At 42.9% G+C, this 18,856-nt stretch carries 12 protein-coding genes, 2 tRNA genes and 3 rRNA genes; 5 read left to right on the forward strand and 12 right to left on the reverse strand.

The features are described 5' to 3' along the window. Positions 1 to 90: 90 nt before the first annotated feature. Positions 91 to 939, reverse strand: coding sequence for a M23 family metallopeptidase (locus ACRWP9_RS14470; protein ID WP_434926586.1), 849 nt, complete (start codon positions 937 to 939; stop codon positions 91 to 93). 121 nt (positions 940 to 1,060) lie between these two features. Then, positions 1,061 to 1,933, reverse strand: a complete 873-nt coding sequence (locus ACRWP9_RS14475; protein WP_434926587.1) for a 6-carboxytetrahydropterin synthase — start codon at positions 1,931 to 1,933, stop codon at positions 1,061 to 1,063. Positions 1,934 to 2,632: 699 nt separating this feature from the next. Here ACRWP9_RS14475 and ACRWP9_RS14480 point away from each other — a divergent pair. The 3 genes from ACRWP9_RS14480 to ACRWP9_RS14490 all read left to right on the forward strand — a co-directional run bounded on the left by ACRWP9_RS14480 (position 2,633) and on the right by ACRWP9_RS14490 (position 4,931). Continuing rightward, complete coding sequence (locus ACRWP9_RS14480; protein WP_434926588.1) at positions 2,633 to 3,217, forward strand: TetR/AcrR family transcriptional regulator; 585 nt, start codon at positions 2,633 to 2,635, stop codon at positions 3,215 to 3,217. A 128-nt stretch (positions 3,218 to 3,345) separates the two neighbouring features. Further along, on the forward strand, positions 3,346 to 4,032 hold the full coding sequence (locus ACRWP9_RS14485) for a type 1 glutamine amidotransferase domain-containing protein (RefSeq protein ID WP_434926589.1): 687 nt from the start codon (positions 3,346 to 3,348) through the stop codon (positions 4,030 to 4,032). A gap of 278 nt (positions 4,033 to 4,310) precedes the next feature. Beyond that, positions 4,311 to 4,931 (forward strand): glutathione S-transferase family protein, encoded by a 621-nt coding sequence (locus ACRWP9_RS14490; protein WP_434926590.1) that lies wholly within the window; start codon positions 4,311 to 4,313, stop codon positions 4,929 to 4,931. Between the two features lie 256 nt (positions 4,932 to 5,187). On the opposite strand, the gene rrf is transcribed toward ACRWP9_RS14490, so the two are convergent. The 6 genes from rrf to gmhB all read right to left on the reverse strand — a co-directional run bounded on the left by rrf (position 5,188) and on the right by gmhB (position 11,614). Further along, positions 5,188 to 5,303 (reverse strand): 5S ribosomal RNA (rrf, locus tag ACRWP9_RS14495). Positions 5,304 to 5,447: 144 nt separating this feature from the next. Next, positions 5,448 to 8,350, reverse strand: a 23S ribosomal RNA gene (locus ACRWP9_RS14500). Positions 8,351 to 8,711: 361 nt separating this feature from the next. Beyond that, a tRNA-Ala gene (locus tag ACRWP9_RS14505) sits at positions 8,712 to 8,787 on the reverse strand. Between the two features lie 145 nt (positions 8,788 to 8,932). Then, positions 8,933 to 9,009: transfer RNA gene (locus ACRWP9_RS14510), tRNA-Ile, on the reverse strand. Positions 9,010 to 9,098: 89 nt separating this feature from the next. Beyond that, a 16S ribosomal RNA gene (locus ACRWP9_RS14515) occupies positions 9,099 to 10,643 on the reverse strand. Together the 16S, 23S and 5S rRNA genes with 2 tRNA genes alongside form the textbook arrangement of a ribosomal RNA operon. 416 nt (positions 10,644 to 11,059) lie before the next feature. After that, a complete protein-coding gene (gmhB, locus tag ACRWP9_RS14520; RefSeq protein WP_434926591.1) occupies positions 11,060 to 11,614 on the reverse strand; it encodes a D-glycero-beta-D-manno-heptose 1,7-bisphosphate 7-phosphatase in 555 nt (184 codons plus the stop codon). A gap of 159 nt (positions 11,615 to 11,773) precedes the next feature. Here gmhB and ACRWP9_RS14525 point away from each other — a divergent pair, with 159 nt between their 5' ends. Beyond that, positions 11,774 to 12,445 (forward strand): GntR family transcriptional regulator, encoded by a 672-nt coding sequence (locus tag ACRWP9_RS14525; RefSeq protein ID WP_434926592.1) that lies wholly within the window; start codon positions 11,774 to 11,776, stop codon positions 12,443 to 12,445. 71 nt (positions 12,446 to 12,516) lie between these two features. Beyond that, on the forward strand, positions 12,517 to 13,602 hold the full coding sequence (locus tag ACRWP9_RS14530; protein WP_434926593.1) for a ketoacyl-ACP synthase III: 1,086 nt from the start codon (positions 12,517 to 12,519) through the stop codon (positions 13,600 to 13,602). Between the two features lie 95 nt (positions 13,603 to 13,697). Here the strand turns inward: ACRWP9_RS14530 and ACRWP9_RS14535 are convergent, their stop codons facing one another. The 4 genes from ACRWP9_RS14535 to ACRWP9_RS14550 form a co-directional block, all read right to left on the reverse strand. Beyond that, a complete protein-coding gene (locus tag ACRWP9_RS14535) occupies positions 13,698 to 14,396 on the reverse strand; it encodes an exonuclease domain-containing protein (RefSeq protein WP_434926594.1) in 699 nt (232 codons plus the stop codon). Next, on the reverse strand, positions 14,396 to 16,243 hold the full coding sequence (locus tag ACRWP9_RS14540; protein ID WP_434926595.1) for a DUF294 nucleotidyltransferase-like domain-containing protein: 1,848 nt from the start codon (positions 16,241 to 16,243) through the stop codon (positions 14,396 to 14,398). Before ACRWP9_RS14540 ends, ACRWP9_RS14535 begins: the two co-directional genes overlap by 1 nt. 147 nt (positions 16,244 to 16,390) lie before the next feature. Continuing rightward, positions 16,391 to 18,109: a sodium:solute symporter family protein gene (locus ACRWP9_RS14545; RefSeq protein ID WP_434926596.1), complete on the reverse strand. Its 1,719-nt coding sequence runs from the start codon at positions 18,107 to 18,109 to the stop codon at positions 16,391 to 16,393. 13 nt (positions 18,110 to 18,122) lie between these two features. After that, positions 18,123 to 18,389, reverse strand: a complete 267-nt coding sequence (locus ACRWP9_RS14550; protein ID WP_226414645.1) for a DUF4212 domain-containing protein — start codon at positions 18,387 to 18,389, stop codon at positions 18,123 to 18,125. Between the last annotated feature and the right edge of the window lie 467 nt (positions 18,390 to 18,856).

Consider the following 18,856-nt stretch of genomic DNA (forward strand, 5'->3'; position numbering starts at 1 on the left):
AATATTATTGTTTAACATTGAATAAAAAAGGAGAACATCTATGTTCTCCTTTATATCAATCTAATTGATGAAGTCTACGCAATCAAACCGCTATTTTTGAGCGGTTTTTTCGGCCGCTAACACAGTCGACATAGATGGCACTATAGATACTGGGTCTAATCGCATTTGAAACCAATTCAAGCGCCAATCTAAATGTGGCCCAGTTACACGGCCTGTTGCGCCTATTTCAGCCAGCTTTTGGCCTTGAGTCACTTTATCACCAACTTTGGGATATAACTTACTTAAATGTAAAAATGTCGAGCTAACACCATAACCGTGGTCAATAATTAATGTCCCACCCGAGTAAAACATGTCTGGTACCGCTAAGGTAATCACACCGTCAGCTGGAGACACGACGACTGTACCCGTTGGTCTAGCGACATCGACACCAAAGTGCGGGTTACCTGGTACATCGTTATACACTCGCTGACTGCCGTATACGCCAGAAATTCGACCCGTTACTGGCCAAATAAAATCCTGCATAAAAGCGTCTTGTTCAATAAATGTCTCACGCGCGGCATAGGTTTGCTTACTGTCTTCAGCGGCTCGTTTTTGTGCAACAGGATCAGGCTTCATAATTGTGGTACTAATGCCAGTCACGCGATCGATTTTATATTCACGACTGGTAACCTTAATAGGCTTAAGCTCTGTTAATCCTGTTGGGTAGGTTACCTCCAACATTTGCTCGGTTTTAGCATCGCGGTCAAATCCAATAGCAAATTGCCCTTTAGGGGTGACTTTTACGACTCCACCATTAAGCTTAATGCTGCTGCCCACTGGTACAGTACCGCGCACTAATGCGCCTTGTTCAAATTGACCTTGGAAGGTAATTTCAGCGCTAGCTGTAGAAGTAAGCACACTTGATAATAAAGCACAGCAAGCTACCACTGACAATTTCATATAACTCAATTCCTTGTTACCCCTAATAACTCACAATAACTAACAGCAATTTAATAAACGACAATGACTTTTTTGTTTCTATCTATTTTGTTCAGACTATTACTCAGACTGCTGTTCAGGCCTATCCTCTGACCGCGATAGCGCCTTTGCCAATGCCTTCATAGGCAATCACTTTAAAATGGCTTTCAGGCACTTTAGCCGCCAAAGTTACTGCCATATACTCAGCCAGTAACTCTACTGTGGTGTCATGGGGAATAATATCGCAGCAATTTTTAGGCATGGCTAACTGGAAATCTCCCTGCGGCGCAACATAATGAAAACCATAATGGGTATCATCACTGACATTGGCTTGTTTTGATAATTGAAGATCTGCTACAGCAACAATATCTTCTTCAGTACCTAAATAAGCATCATGCCAGCGCTCAGCCCAATATTCGTCCCATTTAGGCGCTGCTATGCCATTTTCAAATACGGTAACAGGGCTGCGATGACCATGAGCAATACGCTGACAATTACCATCATGCTTACGCAAACCGTGGCTGTAATGATAATAAGGCGTGGTCAGCACTTCATTACGTAGCGTAATGCTAATATCTTGAACATTGTCAGGTAATGCTTCGCGAAGGGCTTTTTGTAAAAAGTCATTCACACTTTCAAAGTCGATGACTTCTGTAGGGATGAGGGCAAATGCTTGTGATGGACAAGCCAAATGAATATCGCCCTTTTGACTAGCAAAATCCATCCACACTCTGTCACCCTGTTGTTGCCACCTGACTTGATTACACGCTGTTGGGATCAACAAACGATGGTCGGCAACATCATCAATGGTATTCTTAATGGTTTTTTTGACTTTAGAAAAATCAAGCACCATATTTTGCTCGTCTAGCCCGCCATCAAGCAGCACATCAACAATCCAGCTTTCGCCGACCATACCGCGAATGGGGCAAAGATAAGAGAAGTCTATTACGGTTAAATCTTTTACAAACAGTTGCATTAAAGCTCCTAGGCAGAAAAACAGTCCACCTCAGTGTGAATCAGTTCCAATTAGCAAATGGCCAAAGGACGATGAGGACAAACATTCTAAACAAAAGTCACTCTATGAGCGAGTAAACATATTAAATATGATAAAAAACGCTGAAAATAGTGGTTGATCTAACTCTATTTTATAACCCATCTCATTTATAAAGTGAGGTAAGTTGCATCACGCAACATCGAGGTTATATTTGCAAGAGAAATGACCAGCTTATTTTTTGCATTAACCCCATTGCCATCCTCAAACTAGCCAAGATAAAGACCATCTAGACCTTTAAGCCACTCGCCTTGACAATTTTATAGCGCCAATGGAAGTTATATACTCCCAGTTGAGAGGGATCCAAGTCGTTAATCTGAGCAAAGCCGACAACTAAACACCTTTTGACAGTGCTTTGACATTAGTAGTTAACCCATCAAAAACTGAGTTGTAATATTATTCGGAATGCCTTTAAGCATAGATCGTGCGATGATATTAATAAATTAATCGTAGAAGATTTTTTACAGGCAAAAATTAATATTAAGAAAATACTATAAATTCAGATGCTCATCAGCCCAATATTAGTTGATAACAAAAAAGGATAGCCAGATTTGAAATAAGAACGAATTGATAGTCATAGGACACCCACTAGACGACTGGTCTATTTGAGTGTATCCTCACTGGATGAAAACAAGCACCCAAGATACACGCCAACATATTTTAGATATCGGCTATCAATTGATCGCAGCACGCGGCTTTGTCAGCGTTGGATTATCTGAACTCCTTAAACATGCCGAAGTCCCTAAAGGCTCGTTTTACCATTACTTCAAATCAAAGGAGCAATTTGGTGAAGCGCTCATCGAAGATTACTTCGATGATTATCAGCAACGTTTACAAATCCTGTTTGGTAACCCAGCTCAATCTGGATTAAAACGTTTAATGACATATTGGCAAGGTTGGATGACGTCACAAGCAGATAGCTGTTCATCACAAAAGTGCCTAGTGGTTAAACTGAGTGCCGAAGTAGCTGATTTATCAGAACCTATGCGAGTCGCATTATTAAAAGGAACCCAAGTAGTACAAGGCGCGATTAGTGGCTGTATCACCGCGGGTATTGAAGATAAATCGATTAAAAAACTCAGTGCAGATGAGACAGCTGAACTGCTTTATAATTTGTGGATCGGCGCTAGCTTAATGGCAAAACTAAGCAAAGATGACAGAGGGCTAAAGCAGGCAATGGACATAACTATATCATTTTTAAAGCCATAGTCAGCGATGATTAATTGATTCTAAAAGATTTATGTAAACCGACAAGCTATACGATTTAAGGTACATCCTCACCGTTTTAGAGCGGATATTGACAACCAAAAAATAGACGACTGGTCTATTAATTAGGAATGCAGATGAAAATTTTAATGGTATTAACCTCACACGATAAACTCGGTGACACAGGTAACAAAACAGGCTTTTGGCTAGAGGAATTTACCTCACCGTATTATCATTTTGCAGATAATGACGCAGTGATAGTGCTAGCTTCCCCTTTAGGTGGTCAGCCACCTTTAGATCCGAGTAGTGATGGTGCAGACTTCCAAACAGCAACAACTGCACGCTTCAAAAGCGATACTGATGCTCAAAAACAGCTCGCAAATACAGTACGCCTTGACAGTATAAATGTAGCTGACTTTGATGCTGTCTTTTACCCTGGCGGCCATGGGCCACTTTGGGACTTAACGGAAGACAAACACTCGATTGCCTTAATTGAACAGACTTACCAGCAAGGTAAACCATTGGGTCTCGTGTGTCATGCATCAGGCGCATTACGCCATGCTAAAAATGCTGATGGCAGCTTTTTAGTTAACGGTAAAAAAGTTACAGGATTTACTAATAGCGAAGAAGATGCTGTGCAACTAACGGCTATCGTTCCCTACTTAGTTGAAGATATGCTGAAAGAAAATGGTGGTATTTACACTAAAGGTGCAGATTGGGCTAGCCATATTGAAGTTGATGGCAACTTAGTTACTGGCCAAAATCCGGCTTCATCAGAAGCGGTTGCTCAAGCCATGCTAATGTTACTTAAAGTATAAATATTTTAAGCAACCTTTGGGTTTAATGGTTCATAAATAGCGGCATAATGGCCAAACTATTTAAGGCGTAAACAGCCAATCAATAACCCTAGCCAAACTGAAACATTGCTAGGGTTATTATTATGGCTAATAAAATATACTAACCACGGCAATCTATCTAATTAACCCTAGGTTCAAACCAAGTTAATCTTGATTCAGCTTAGTTAAATCTGGTTAATAGATTTATTAATTTCTATCTTGCCCGCTTTTAAAGGCAAACTGACAGTAAAGGGATTATTATGATCACACTACACCATCTCAATCAGTCTCGTTCGAAACGTATTTTATGGTTGTTAGAAGAACTAGGGCAAGCCTACCAAGTTAAAGCTTATCAAAGAGACAAAGTCACCTTTCTAGCACCACCTGAATTAACTGCAATTCACCCATTAGGTAAATCACCAGTAATTGAGCACAATGACTTAGTCATTGCTGAATCAGGCGCCATCACCGAGTATTTAATCAATCAATTTGCAAGTCACTTAGCACCGGAATCAAATAGCACTGATTACGTTAGTTATATACAGTGGCTGCACTTCGCTGAAAGCTCTGCTATGTTACCTCTGTTACTTCGATTATTTGTTGAAAAAGATGGCTGCCAAACCAATTTCATGGCGGGTTACGCCGATATAGAAGTCGCAAAAGTAATCGGTTACTTAAATGCATCTTTAGAAGGTAAGCGCTATTTAGTGGCAGATAAACTGACTGGCGCCGATATCATGATGTCATTTGTGATTGAGCTGCTAGCAGCCAGAGGTGAACTGGCTAAATACCCTAACCTTGAACGTTACTATAAACAACTTAACACTCATAGCGGATTCACTCGTGCCAGTGAAATTGAAGCTCAGCAGAATACCCTTTAGCGCCTTAAGCTAGATGTTGACTTATAACTTCATTAAGACACATTAGTTCAAAAAACATTTCAACCAGATAAAAAGTAAGGCTACCGATTAAGTTAGCCTTACTTTTTTATTTAGCGCCTGGAAATGATCTACTCTCACATGGGCATATCGGCCACACTATGTTTAATGTAAATTGTATGACTTATGCTCAAGAATAATTTTTCGACACAAAACAAAAAGGCCACTCAATTAGAGTGGCCTTGCTGTTTTATTTGGCGCCTGGAAATGACCTACTCTCACATGGGGAGACCCCACACTACCATCGGCGATACTGTGTTTCACTTCTGAGTTCGGAATGGGATCAGGTGGTGCCACAGCTCTATGGTTTCCAGACAAATTTGGTTATCTAACGCTATTTAACTAGCATTAAATAATAATTCGGAAAGCTGATTGCTTTATCTGAGTTTGAGTCTCGTCACACTATTTAAGCGTCCCATTCTAATACTAAGTCGTATCAGTAAAACCCATCTGGGTTGTATGGTTAAGCCTCACGGGTCATTAGTACAAGTTAGCTCAACGCCTCACAACGCTTACACACCTTGCCTATCAACGTAGTAGTCTCCTACGGCCCTTTAGAGAGCTTAAAGCTCTAGGGATGACTCATCTTGGGGCTCGCTTCCCGCTTAGATGCTTTCAGCGGTTATCGATTCCGAACGTAGCTACCGGGCAATGCCATTGGCATGACAACCCGAACACCAGCGGTTCGTCCACTCCGGTCCTCTCGTACTAGGAGCAGCTCCCCTCAATCATCCAACGCCCACGGCAGATAGGGACCGAACTGTCTCACGACGTTCTGAACCCAGCTCGCGTACCACTTTAAATGGCGAACAGCCATACCCTTGGGACCGACTTCAGCCCCAGGATGTGATGAGCCGACATCGAGGTGCCAAACACCGCCGTCGATATGAACTCTTGGGCGGTATCAGCCTGTTATCCCCGGAGTACCTTTTATCCGTTGAGCGATGGCCCTTCCATTCAGAACCACCGGATCACTATGACCTACTTTCGTACCTGCTCGACGTGTATGTCTCGCAGTTAAGCTGGCTTATGCCATTGCACTAACCGTACGATGTCCGACCGTACTTAGCCAACCTTCGTGCTCCTCCGTTACTCTTTGGGAGGAGACCGCCCCAGTCAAACTACCCACCAGGCACTGTCCTCAACCCCGATAAGGGGCCAGAGTTAGAACATCAAAACTACAAGGGTGGTATTTCAAGATTGACTCCACTCCATCTAGCGACGAAGCTTCAAAGTCTCCCACCTATCCTACACATGTAGGTTCAATGTTCAGTGCCAAGCTATAGTAAAGGTTCACGGGGTCTTTCCGTCTAGCCGCGGGTATACGGCATCTTCACCGCAATTTCAACTTCACTGAGTCTCGGCTGGAGACAGCGTGGCCATCATTACGCCATTCGTGCAGGTCGGAACTTACCCGACAAGGAATTTCGCTACCTTAGGACCGTTATAGTTACGGCCGCCGTTTACCGGGGCTTCGATCATGAGCTTCTCTTGCGATAACCCAATCAATTAACCTTCCGGCACCGGGCAGGCGTCACACCGTATACGTCATCTTGCGATTTTGCACAGTGCTGTGTTTTTGATAAACAGTTGCAGCCACCTGGTATCTGCGACTGCCGTCAGCTTAGGGAGCAAGTCCCATCACCAACAGCAGCGTACCTTCTCCCGAAGTTACGGTACCATTTTGCCTAGTTCCTTCAGCCGAGTTCTCTCAAGCGCCTTGGTATTCTCTACCCGACCACCTGTGTCGGTTTGGGGTACGATCCCTACTAACCTGAAGCTTAGAAGATTTTCCTGGAAGCATGGCATCAACTACTTCATCACCTTAGTGACTCGTCATCAGCTCTCAACGTGTACATTTAAGTACGTGTTCCCGGATTTGCCTAAGAACACCGCCTACTACCTTAAACGCGGACTACCAACGCCGCGCTAGCCTAGCCTTCTCCGTCTCTCCATCGCAGTTAGCAGAGGTACAGAAATATTAATCTGTTTTCCATCGATTACGCCTTTCGGCCTCACCTTAGGGGTCGACTCACCCTGCCCCGATTAACGTTGGACAGGAACCCTTGGTCTTTCGGCGAGGGAGTTTTTCACTCCCTTTATCGTTACTCATGTCAGCATTCGCACTTCTGATACGTCCAGTGTGGGTTACCCCTTCACCTTCAACCGCTTACAGAACGCTCCTCTACCGCTTGCAGTAAACTGCAAACCCGTAGCTTCGGTGGTATGTTTAGCCCCGTTAAATCTTCCGCGCAGGCCGACTCGACTAGTGAGCTATTACGCTTTCTTTAAATGATGGCTGCTTCTAAGCCAACATCCTAGCTGTCTAAGCCTTCCCACATCGTTTCCCACTTAACATACACTTTGGGACCTTAGCTGACGGTCTGGGTTGTTTCCCTTTTGACAACGGACGTTAGCACCCGCTGTCTGTCTCCCGAGTAGTACTCATTGGTATTCGGAGTTTGCAAAGGGTTGGTAAGTCGGGATGACCCCCTAGCCTTAACAGTGCTCTACCCCCAATGGTATTCGCTCGAGGCGCTACCTAAATAGCTTTCGAGGAGAACCAGATATCTCCGAGTTTGATTGGCCTTTCACCCCCAGCCACAAGTCATCCGCTCATTTTTCAACATAAGTCGGTTCGGTCCTCCAGTTGATGTTACTCAACCTTCAACCTGCCCATGGCTAGATCACTCGGTTTCGGGTCTACGCCTTGCAACTAAACGCGCAGTTAACACTCGGTTTCCCTACGGCTCCGCTATTCGCTTAACCTCGCTACAAAACGTAAGTCGCTGACCCATTATACAAAAGGTACGCAGTCACGGTCTCAAGAACCGCTCCCACTGCTTGTACGTATACGGTTTCAGGTTCTATTTCACTCCCCTCACAGGGGTTCTTTTCGCCTTTCCCTCACGGTACTGGTTCACTATCGGTCAGTCAGGAGTATTTAGCCTTGGAGGATGGTCCCCCCATATTCAAACAGGATGTCACGTGTCCCGCCTTACTCGTTTTCATCTATGGTTAGTTTTCGTGTACGGGGCTATCACCCTGTGCCGCTGAGCTTTCCAACTCATTCCACTAACACCCCATAGACTTAAGGGCTAATCCCCGTTCGCTCGCCGCTACTAGGGGAATCTCGGTTGATTTCTTTTCCTCTGGGTACTTAGATGTTTCAGTTCCCCAGGTTCGCCTCATACAGCTATGTATTCACTGTATGATGACCACTTATGTGGCCGGGTTTCCCCATTCGGATATCGTTAGCTCAAATGCTTATTACTAGCTCGCCAACGCTTTTCGCAAGTTATTACGTCCTTCATCGCCTCTGACTGCCAAGGCATCCACCGTATACGCTTAGTCACTTAACCATACAACCCAAATGAGTTTCACAACCCTTGTAAACAAGAGAATGAACTAATCAGACTGTATCGTAACTAGCTGGTTTTTACTTGTCTCACTCCCGACCAGGAAGTGTGACTCGCCTTAGTTTTTAGAATATTCAAGACACTTAAACAGTGTTTTGAGAACTCAAGATACTGATGCTTTCGCATCAATATTATTTTCGCACTAACGTAATCACACAAACGACAACGAATCATCATTTATGCGCCTTTAGTTAGTACTATCAGCTTTCCAAATTGTTAAAGAGCGGGCTTAAAAAAGCCAAAGATAAAATTTCGTTTATCTTTGGCATCTCGGACCAATATGTATGTTTCTCATTCAAGAGAATGGTGGAGCTATGCGGGATCGAACCGCAGACCTCCTGCGTGCAAGGCAGGCGCTCTCCCAGCTGAGCTATAACCCCTTTACATACAGTGAGAATTTACGTTTACCTTCTAAGAAGGTCAGCCAATTTATTTGGCTTGCCAATTCGAATTTATCCAAGGCAATTTATTGCGACGTTTAGTTCACTAAACGAGCGGTAAATTAACACAGGAGAAATGAAGAATTGGTGGGTCAGAGTGGACTTGAACCACCGACCTCACCCTTATCAGGGGTGCGCTCTAACCAGCTGAGCTACAGACCCAACGTAATTTCTCTTTCTTTCTATCAAGTAATCTGTGTGAACACTCACATGCATCTCTGCACTTTTAGGTATTGAGTTAGTCGTATAGGTAAGGAGGTGATCCAGCCCCAGGTTCCCCTAGGGCTACCTTGTTACGACTTCACCCCAGTCATGAACCACAAAGTGGTGAGCGTTCTCCCGAAGGTTAAACTACCCACTTCTTTTGCAGCCCACTCCCATGGTGTGACGGGCGGTGTGTACAAGGCCCGGGAACGTATTCACCGTGACATTCTGATTCACGATTACTAGCGATTCCGACTTCATGGAGTCGAGTTGCAGACTCCAATCCGGACTACGACGTACTTTGTGAGATTAGCTCCACCTCGCGGCTTTGCAACCCTCTGTATACGCCATTGTAGCACGTGTGTAGCCCTACTCGTAAGGGCCATGATGACTTGACGTCGTCCCCACCTTCCTCCGGTTTATCACCGGCAGTCTCCCTAAAGTTCCCGACATAACTCGCTGGCAAATAAGGATAGGGGTTGCGCTCGTTGCGGGACTTAACCCAACATTTCACAACACGAGCTGACGACAGCCATGCAGCACCTGTCTCAGAGTTCCCGAAGGCACTAAGCTATCTCTAGCGAATTCTCTGGATGTCAAGAGTAGGTAAGGTTCTTCGCGTTGCATCGAATTAAACCACATGCTCCACCGCTTGTGCGGGCCCCCGTCAATTCATTTGAGTTTTAACCTTGCGGCCGTACTCCCCAGGCGGTCTACTTAATGCGTTAGCTTGGGAGCCCAGTGACTAAGTCACCAAACTCCGAGTAGACATCGTTTACGGCGTGGACTACCAGGGTATCTAATCCTGTTTGCTCCCCACGCTTTCGTGCATGAGCGTCAGTCTTTGTCCAGGAGGCCGCCTTCGCCACCGGTATTCCTTCAGATATCTACGCATTTCACCGCTACACCTGAAATTCTACCTCCCTCTACAAGACTCTAGTTCCCCAGTTCCAAATGCAATTCCTAGGTTGAGCCCAGGGCTTTCACATCTGGCTTAAAAAACCGCCTGCGCACGCTTTACGCCCAGTAATTCCGATTAACGCTCGGACCCTCCGTATTACCGCGGCTGCTGGCACGGAGTTAGCCGGTCCTTCTTCTGTAGGTAACGTCACAGCAATAGTTTATTAAACTACTGCCTTTCCTCCCTACTGAAAGTGCTTTACAACCCGAAGGCCTTCTTCACACACGCGGCATGGCTGCATCAGGCTTTCGCCCATTGTGCAATATTCCCCACTGCTGCCTCCCGTAGGAGTCTGGGCCGTGTCTCAGTCCCAGTGTGGCTGATCATCCTCTCAGAACAGCTAGGGATCGTCGCCTTGGTGAGCCATTACCTCACCAACTAGCTAATCCCACCTAGGTTCATCCAATCGCGAAAGGCCCGAAGGTCCCCTCCTTTCCCCCGTAGGGCGTATGCGGTATTAGCAGTCGTTTCCAACTGTTATCCCCCTCGACTGGGCAGATCCCTAGGCATTACTCACCCGTCCGCCGCTCGCCGGCAAAGATAGCAAGCTATCTTCCCGCTGCCGCTCGACTTGCATGTGTTAGGCCTGCCGCCAGCGTTCAATCTGAGCCATGATCAAACTCTTCAATTAAAGTTTTTTGTTCGACTACGTCGAACGGCTCAATGAATTCTACTGTCATAATTCGCTTCGCTCATACGAGCTAACGAGTTATTTACTACATTGCTGTAGTTTCATATTACTATGAACATTCTCATCATCGAGTTAAATTTTTTGATTGCCAACATTCCGAAGAACAGAAGACAATTTCGAATAACTCAATACCTGTGAATGCCCACACAGATTACTTGATAAATTGTTAAAGAGCGGACTTGGTAACTTGCGTTAGACGCCGTGTTCCGTGTCAGTGGTGCGCATTATAGGGATAGGAGATTTTACCGCAACCCCTTTTTGCAAAAACTTTCAAATAAACCAACCAACCGAACACTTTTTAAACTAAGCGTACACTTAACCATCAAAAAAGGCCTGAAAGGCCTTTTTCGGCCTTACTAATTAAGTGTTTCTATAAAAGCGGGCACATCTGCAATGCTATCAACTACAATAGATGCGATATCAATTCCGGCTTCGTCTACCTTCTTACCACTTCTGACTAAAATACTGTGACCTATACCCGCAGCTTTAGCTGCACGGATATCATCAGCCTTATCACCGACCATAATTGAATTGGCTAGATCAAGTTTTAAAAACTTAGCCGCCTCTAACATCATTCCTGGTTTTGGCTTGCGACAATCGCAATCTTGCTTATATTCACCTAAACCTTTTTCTGGATGATGCGGACAATAATAAATACCGTCCAGTTCAATGCCTTTATCAGCAAAGTTCCAATCCATCCACTCAGTTAAGGAATGAAAATCGTCTTCACTGTACATGCCGCGAGCAATACCCGATTGGTTAGTCACAACGACAAGTTTATAGCCCATTTTCTTCAATGCGAGGCAGGCATCAAACACACCTTCAATATATTCAAAGTCATCCGTTTGATATACATAGCCATGATCTTTGTTGATCACACCATCTCGGTCAAGAAAAACTGCTTTATTCACTTATTAATCCTCATTAATTTTCTGTATTAATTATCACACCGTCTTCGCATTTGAGCTAGCCCAATAAAGGATAATTATAGCGAATGACCATGTTTCACTTTATTAAGGCGCCATGAAGCGGTAACCTTGCTCGGTTATTTCGCGAAAACAAAAGAGCTAATGAGTAATATACCCCCTATCATTCACAAAACGCGTACTCAACTTGTAGTTGAAGTACTCAGAGAACAGATCCTTTCTGGTGATATAAAAGGTGGCGAACCCTTACGTCAAACTGCTATTGCTGAACAATTGAACGTCAGTCGCATTCCTGTACGAGAAGCTTTAGTACAATTAGAAGCTGAAGGGTTAGTTAAGTTTGAGCCGCATAAAGGTGCCACGGCCACGGTTTTATCTGTTGAACAGGTCACAGAGCTATTTGAACTCAGAGCAATGATTGAGTCAGACTTGCTTGCCAAGGCTATTCCTAATTTACAAGACGCCGATTTTGAAGAAGCGGACAGAGTATTAAATGCATTAGAAAACGCATTTAAGCGCCAGGATTCTGTGGCAAGTTGGAGCGAGCTTAATACGCAATTTCATACTTGCCTATATAAAGCCGCCAACCGCAGCCATACACTCGAAGTCGTTCATGGTTTAAATACTAATTGTGATCGCTATATTCGTTTACAACTATTGTTAACAGGTGGGATCCCCACTGCGGAGCGAGAGCACCGTGAATTACTTGAGTTATGCCAAAGAAAAGATATTGAAAAAGCGACACACTTATTGCGTGAACATATTCTTCACGCTGCTGAAGCTATTAGAAAGTTAGTTGTTAAGCATTTAGACTAGACTAATTCAAGACTGAGTGGGTCAAATATCACCTTAATTGCTTGTTTTATTTATATATTGAGAGAAGTTTTATGCAGTATGCACATATCACCGGATGGGGAAAAGCTGTCCCTCCTGCATCGCTAACCAACGATGACCTTGCCACTTTTATGGAAACGTCCGATGAGTGGATTAAATCTCGTACAGGAATTAGCAAACGCAATATTAGCCATGTTAATACTTCTGTACTGGCTAGCGTTGCAGCAAAACATGCTTTAGCCGCTGCTGGGATTGATGGCAGTGAGTTGGATTTGATTATTTTGGCTACCGCAAGCCCTGATAGTTTAATACCTAATATTGCCTCTACCGTGCAGGCAAATGTCGGTGCGACATGTGGCGCATTTGATATTAATGCGGCATGCAGTGGTTTTTTATACGGTGTGGGATTAGCAAGCTCGTTAATTAAAAGCGGCCAAAATAAGAAAGTGTTAATTATCGGTGCTGAACGTTTATCTTTTTATTTAGACTGGTCTCGTCGTGAAACTGCGGTGTTATTTGGCGATGGTGCTGGTGCGGTCATTTTAGAAGCCCGTGATGAAGAAGGCGGAGTATTAGGCTATGAGCTTAATAATGATCCTGATGGACGTGAAATTTTAAAATCGAATTTTGGCAGCCAAATGGATCGCTTAGATAGCAGTTCGTTAGATTTCTATATTGAGTTTAATGGCCAAGAAATCTTCAAACGCGCCATTCAGGGTATGGGATCTTTAAGTACTAAAGTACTTGAGAAATGCAATGTTGATAAAGACGATGTCGATTGGGTTATTCCTCATCAAGCTAACGAACGTATCATAGATACTTTGGTTAGTCGGATGAAAATTCCTAAAGAAAAAGCCATCGTCAATATAGCAAACTATGGCAATACATCAGCTGCGACTATCCCAATTGCTATTTGTGATGCACTAGATAAAGGCTTAATTGAGCCTGGACAAACTATTTTATCCTGTGCATTTGGTGCTGGACTGACATCAGCAGCTTTACTTTTTAAATGGACTGACCGCGTTACTCCTATTAATACTAGTGAAGCCAAAGTGCCAGATTGTGAGCAAACTGCACTAGAATTAATTAAACCTGCGGTGGATTACTTTTTCAATAAAGCTGAGCAAGAAGGTCGATAGATCTAATATATAAAACGATACTCTACCGTACTCATAAAATAAGCCAGTCAATTGACTGGCTTATTTTATGTTTGAATTTAAGCTGTTAATTAGAGCTATTTAGTTACCCCAATTAACTCATGGCATTTGATGTTTTTAGTTCCGCCTAATGCCGATACTTGGGCTAAAAATAACTCAGCACAGGCAATGGCATCTATTAATGCATTATGTCCACCATATACAGGCAAGTGATAACGTTCTCGACTTTGCCCTAATCGAACACACCCTTTAACTAAGTGGTCATGCTGACGCAGGTAGCGTGTTTTTTCAATCGCTAAGGTGTCAATAAAAGGCAAGAGTACTTTTTGTCCAAATACACTGTGTAAGTTTTTTTGAATAAATGCCATATCCATTGGCGCATGGTGTGCTACCAAAATATACCCTTGGGTTTCTTTTAGTAACCAATTCATTGCTAAATCAATGGGTAAAGCATCTTGTAATTGATGATCAACAATACCGTGAACAGTCGCACTTTGGCCTACACTACCATCGATTGAAATCATCAAATGTTGAGCTTGAGACAGGGGGATTTGTCCTTGAATGATAGGCACAATACCCATACTAATGATCTGATCCTTCTCAGCATTAAGGCCGGTCATTTCCAAATCAATCGCCATCAATTTAGCATCAAAGATAGTATGATTAAATTGGTTTGTTAATGCCCGCTGATAATCCGCTAATATCGACTTTTCGCCCTGCTGATTAACCAGTGAATCTAACCAAAACCGACCTTTAAGCCATAAATGATTGACCACTAAAAACTCCGGGTAAACTTAAGTTTCAAACCTGATTGAGCATCATGGACCACTTTAAAGGCATCCCGTAATTGATGGCGCAATAAAGATGACAAATCCTGCGGCTTTAAAAAATTACTCACAACCAAATTATTAGTCGCCTGATATCCCTGATTAGCTAAGCGCATATGCGCTATAAACTCGTGGGCGTCCGCTAAATTAAGGGCATCTTTGCGATTAATGATATTGGCGTCCATTAACGCGCGAATACGTTTAGCGGTATTGACCTCTTTAATGCCAGCACTTAGGGCATAGACTCTGGCAATATCATTGATTAACGCACTGCCCTTGTGCTTCAAATCCATGCCTTTGACTTCACTGCCATCTCGTTCAAGTACAAATTTTCTGAAAAAACCTAAAGGCGGTGATTGCTGTAATGAGTTACCCGCCATACCGGCTAAAAAGATGTCATTATTTTGGGTATGCGACATTACTGAGTTCTGTAATTCATCAAACAAGGTTTGCGGTCCATACACTGCGCGCATATCAAAGAAAATACTGGCGTGCATTAGGGCTTTAGGATCTGGTGTGAGTACCCACTTTTTGAATTTATTCTGCCATTCGAGGAGTGATAACCGCCACTTAGGATTTTGCGCCATAATATCGCCAGGGCAATAGATATAACCGCATTGATCAAGTCCCTTACAAACCGCATGGGTTAATTTATCGAAGTAAGCCGCTGCGAATTCATCCGGTTCATGTGCTAATAACAAGCCATTATCTTGATCTGAACAAGCCACTTGATCTTGCCTACCTTGCGAGCCAAAAGCTAACCAACAAAAAGCCATCGGAGCTTTACCCAATAATTGCTGATTTAGTACAATTAAGCGACGGGTTAATACATCTGTGACCGACGTTAACACTCTGCCAATCTCTTCTGCTCGTGCATCAGCACTTATAAGGTTTTGTAATAATACTGGGATTTGCTTACTGACAAAGATCAACTTTTCAATTGAATCCTGGCGATCTATTTCACCAATTAATAATAATGGTTGTGAACTCTGGGCACGTAAAATATCAGTACTGGTCACCATACCTTTAGCTTGATTATTGTCTATTACAGGTAAATGGTGAATATTATATTCACTCATCAATAACATAGCTTCAAATACCAGTGCATTAGAGGCCACGGTTTTGGGCTGAACAGTCATGACTTGGTCTACACAAATATTGCCATCAAAACCTTCTGCTAAGACTCTATTTCGTAAATCGCGATCAGTGACAATACCGACTAAACCGTGATCATTTAACACCAACACAGATGAAACCCTATTATCGCGCATTAATTTTGCAGCATTTTGCACGCTGGCGTTGGTAGCAATACAAATTGGATTTTTAGACATCATATTAGTAATGCGACTGGTCGTAGTGAGATCTTTGGCTTTAAACTTATGTTCATTACGTAATCGCTGAGCAAACGCACGGGTAAAAAACGTATCAAACTGACGATTATGGGTTTTTAATTCGGTGAATAAATGTTGGGGGATATGATAAACCAAGCCATCTTCTAAAATAGCGACCTTGTTAACCACTTTTTCGCCTGACAATAATGTCGAAAAACCAAAACATTCTCCTTCTGCGACTCTATCAACTAATACACCCTGTGGATCTCTAACTTCAAATGCGCCACTTCTAACCAAATATAATTTAGGATTATCAGGATCAAACTCAACAAATGCCGATGCCTTTGCGTAATAGCCAATATTAATTTCCCTAGCACAGCGCTCAACTAAGGCTTTAGACAATAGATCAAAAGGTGCATGGGTTTGCAAAAACTGCTCAATTGGCTGTAATTCACTGGCATTCATATTATTTTCTCATTGGCGGTTTTATTTAATATACCTGTGCCAACTGAATACTGGCTATAAGACTTAAGCCCAAGCTTACTATATTTAGTCAATAAAAAAGAGCGCCGAGGCGCTCCTTTTAAAGGGGTCTAAATAAGGGATGAATAATTAGTGGTTTTGCGCTTCGCCTGCTCCTTGTGGGAAACGAATCGATTCAACCATATCAACAACATCTTGAGGTACAGGCTTAGTGACTTTACTGACAGCAAAAGCAACAGCGAAGTTAATAAACATACCAACCATACCAAACCCTTCTGGTGAAATACCTAAGAACCAATTATCACTTGTATTAGCAGCAGGGTTAATAAACTTAAAGTACACAATATAAGCAGCGGTAGATAGCAAGCCTAATACCATACCGGCAATTGCACCCTCTCTATTTACCTTTTTAGAGAAGATCCCCATGATAATTGCAGGGAAAAGTGATGCAGCGGCTAAACCGAAGGCTATCGCAACCACCGCGGCCACAAATCCAGGTGGATTTATCCCAAAGTAACCAGCCATTACAACACCCAATGCTGCTGCAATACGCGCATACATTAACTCTTTCTTATCAGAGATATCCGGCATGAGATTTTTCTTAAGCAAATCATGCGACACCGATGTTGATATCACTAATAGTAAACCCGCTGACGTTGATAGTGCAGCAGCTAAACCACCTGCAGCAACTAAGGCAATAACCCACGCAGGCAGACTGGCAATTTCAGGCGTTGCTAGCACAATAATATCACGGTCAATGGTCATCTCATTTGAATCACCATTAGCATAAGATATTTTGCCATCACTGTTTTTATCATCCCACGTAATTAAGCCAGTTTTTTCCCAGTTTTTAATCCACTGTGGCGCAGCTTCATAAGCAACACCGGTAGAATCTGGTCCATTAATGGTCTCAATCATATTAACACGAGAGAAAGCAGCTAAAGCAGGTACTGTTGTGTACATAATAGCAATAAACACTAGCGCCCAACCCGCAGATAAACGTGCATCTTTTACTCTAGGTACAGTAAAGAAACGAACAATCACATGGGGCAGACCCGCGGTACCAAACATCAATGCGCCTGTAATAAAGAACACATCAATCATTTCTTTAGAGCCTTCTGTATACTGGGAGAATCCCAATTCAGCAGAAAGACCATCAAGCTTGTCGAGTAAGAAGACTCCAGTACCATTACCTGCAGCATCAACTAGCTCAGCACCAAAACCGATTTGCGGTAGAATATGACCAGTCATCATCACAGAGATAAAGATTGCTGGAACCATAAAGGCAAATATTAACACACAATATTGTGCAACTTGAGTGTAGGTAATCCCTTTCATACCACCTAAAACAGCATAGAAAAACACCACTGCCATACCAATATATACGCCAGTTTCAACTTCGACTTCTAAGAAGCGAGAGAAGACCACACCGACACCGCGCATTTGACCCGCAATATAAGTAAAACAGATGAAAATGGCACAAATTACCGCAACAGTACGGGCAGTTTGTGAGTAATAGCGGTCACCGATAAAATCAGGAACCGTGAATTTACCAAACTTACGTAAATAAGGCGCCATACACAAGGCTAATAAAACATAACCCCCTGTCCAGCCCATTAAATAAACTGAACCATCATAACCTGTAAATGACACAATACCCGCTAGCGAGATAAAGGATGCCGCCGACATCCAATCTGCTGCGGTAGCCATACCGTTCATTACCGGATGCACACCACCACCGGCTACATAAAACTCTTGAGTGGAACCAGCTCTCGCCCAAATCGCGATGCCAATGTATAGCGCAAATGTCGCGCCAACAATAATATATGTTAATGTTTGAACATCCATTTTTCAGTGCTCCTTAATCTTCGTGAACATCATATTTCTTGTCTAGGGCATTTGCTTTTGCCACATAAACAAAAATCAGCGCCACGAATACATACATTGCACCCTGCTGCGCAAACCAAAAGCCTAATTTGAATCCCATAAAGGAAAACTCATTAAGCACGTCTACTAATAAAATACCGCAGCCAAATGAAACTGCAGCCCAAATTGCTAGCAGTACAAGTACTAAACGTAAATTTTCACGCCAATACCCTGCTGCCTTTTCGTTATTTTCAAAAGCCATTGCGACTTCCCCTGTATTGTTTTTTTAAAGTCGAATTGTAAAGTCATTGTTAATTTAGCAACTCACAGGGGTTCGACAATCAAGACCTTAGTCTAACCCTTAGTCAAAAACAACCTATAAATCATATTTATCTATTAATAAACAATAGGATAGAAAACTTACAACAAACCTAGCGAACACTATAACTATTGAAAAACTAGACCAAGGTCGAACGAAAAATAACGGGCTTTTAGCAACCTTGGATAAGAGAACAGCACTAAGTGTCGATAAAAAATAGTTAGCAACACACAAAAAGCCCTTTAAACGCTTCAAATTTATCTAAAATAAGCGAATACAATTAAATTCAATATAAGCAAACAATCTAAAAAACTTTACTTATCTGAGATTTAAGCCGTAATTAACAGTCAATCACTTGTGATTGTCCTATAAGAGGGGTAAAATTTTTTGATAATAATGAGAAAGGATAT

This window comes from Shewanella sp. HL-SH2 (assembly GCF_051164935.1).
In the GTDB taxonomy this organism is placed as follows: domain Bacteria; phylum Pseudomonadota; class Gammaproteobacteria; order Enterobacterales; family Shewanellaceae; genus Shewanella; species Shewanella glacialimarina.

Coding starts and splice junctions, on each gene's coding strand:
- ACRWP9_RS14485 (WP_434926589.1), top strand. CDS start 3,346: ATGCAGATGAAAATTTTAATGGTATTAACCTCACACGATAAACTCGGT.
- ACRWP9_RS14480 (WP_434926588.1), top strand. CDS start 2,633: ATGAAAACAAGCACCCAAGATACACGCCAACATATTTTAGATATCGGC.
- ACRWP9_RS14530 (WP_434926593.1), top strand. CDS start 12,517: ATGCAGTATGCACATATCACCGGATGGGGAAAAGCTGTCCCTCCTGCA.
- ACRWP9_RS14525 (WP_434926592.1), top strand. CDS start 11,774: ATGAGTAATATACCCCCTATCATTCACAAAACGCGTACTCAACTTGTA.
- ACRWP9_RS14545 (WP_434926596.1), bottom strand. CDS start 18,109: ATGGATGTTCAAACATTAACATATATTATTGTTGGCGCGACATTTGCG.
- ACRWP9_RS14470 (WP_434926586.1), bottom strand. CDS start 939: ATGAAATTGTCAGTGGTAGCTTGCTGTGCTTTATTATCAAGTGTGCTT.
- ACRWP9_RS14475 (WP_434926587.1), bottom strand. CDS start 1,933: ATGCAACTGTTTGTAAAAGATTTAACCGTAATAGACTTCTCTTATCTT.
- ACRWP9_RS14550 (WP_226414645.1), bottom strand. CDS start 18,389: ATGGCTTTTGAAAATAACGAAAAGGCAGCAGGGTATTGGCGTGAAAAT.
- ACRWP9_RS14540 (WP_434926595.1), bottom strand. CDS start 16,243: ATGAATGCCAGTGAATTACAGCCAATTGAGCAGTTTTTGCAAACCCAT.
- ACRWP9_RS14490 (WP_434926590.1), top strand. CDS start 4,311: ATGATCACACTACACCATCTCAATCAGTCTCGTTCGAAACGTATTTTA.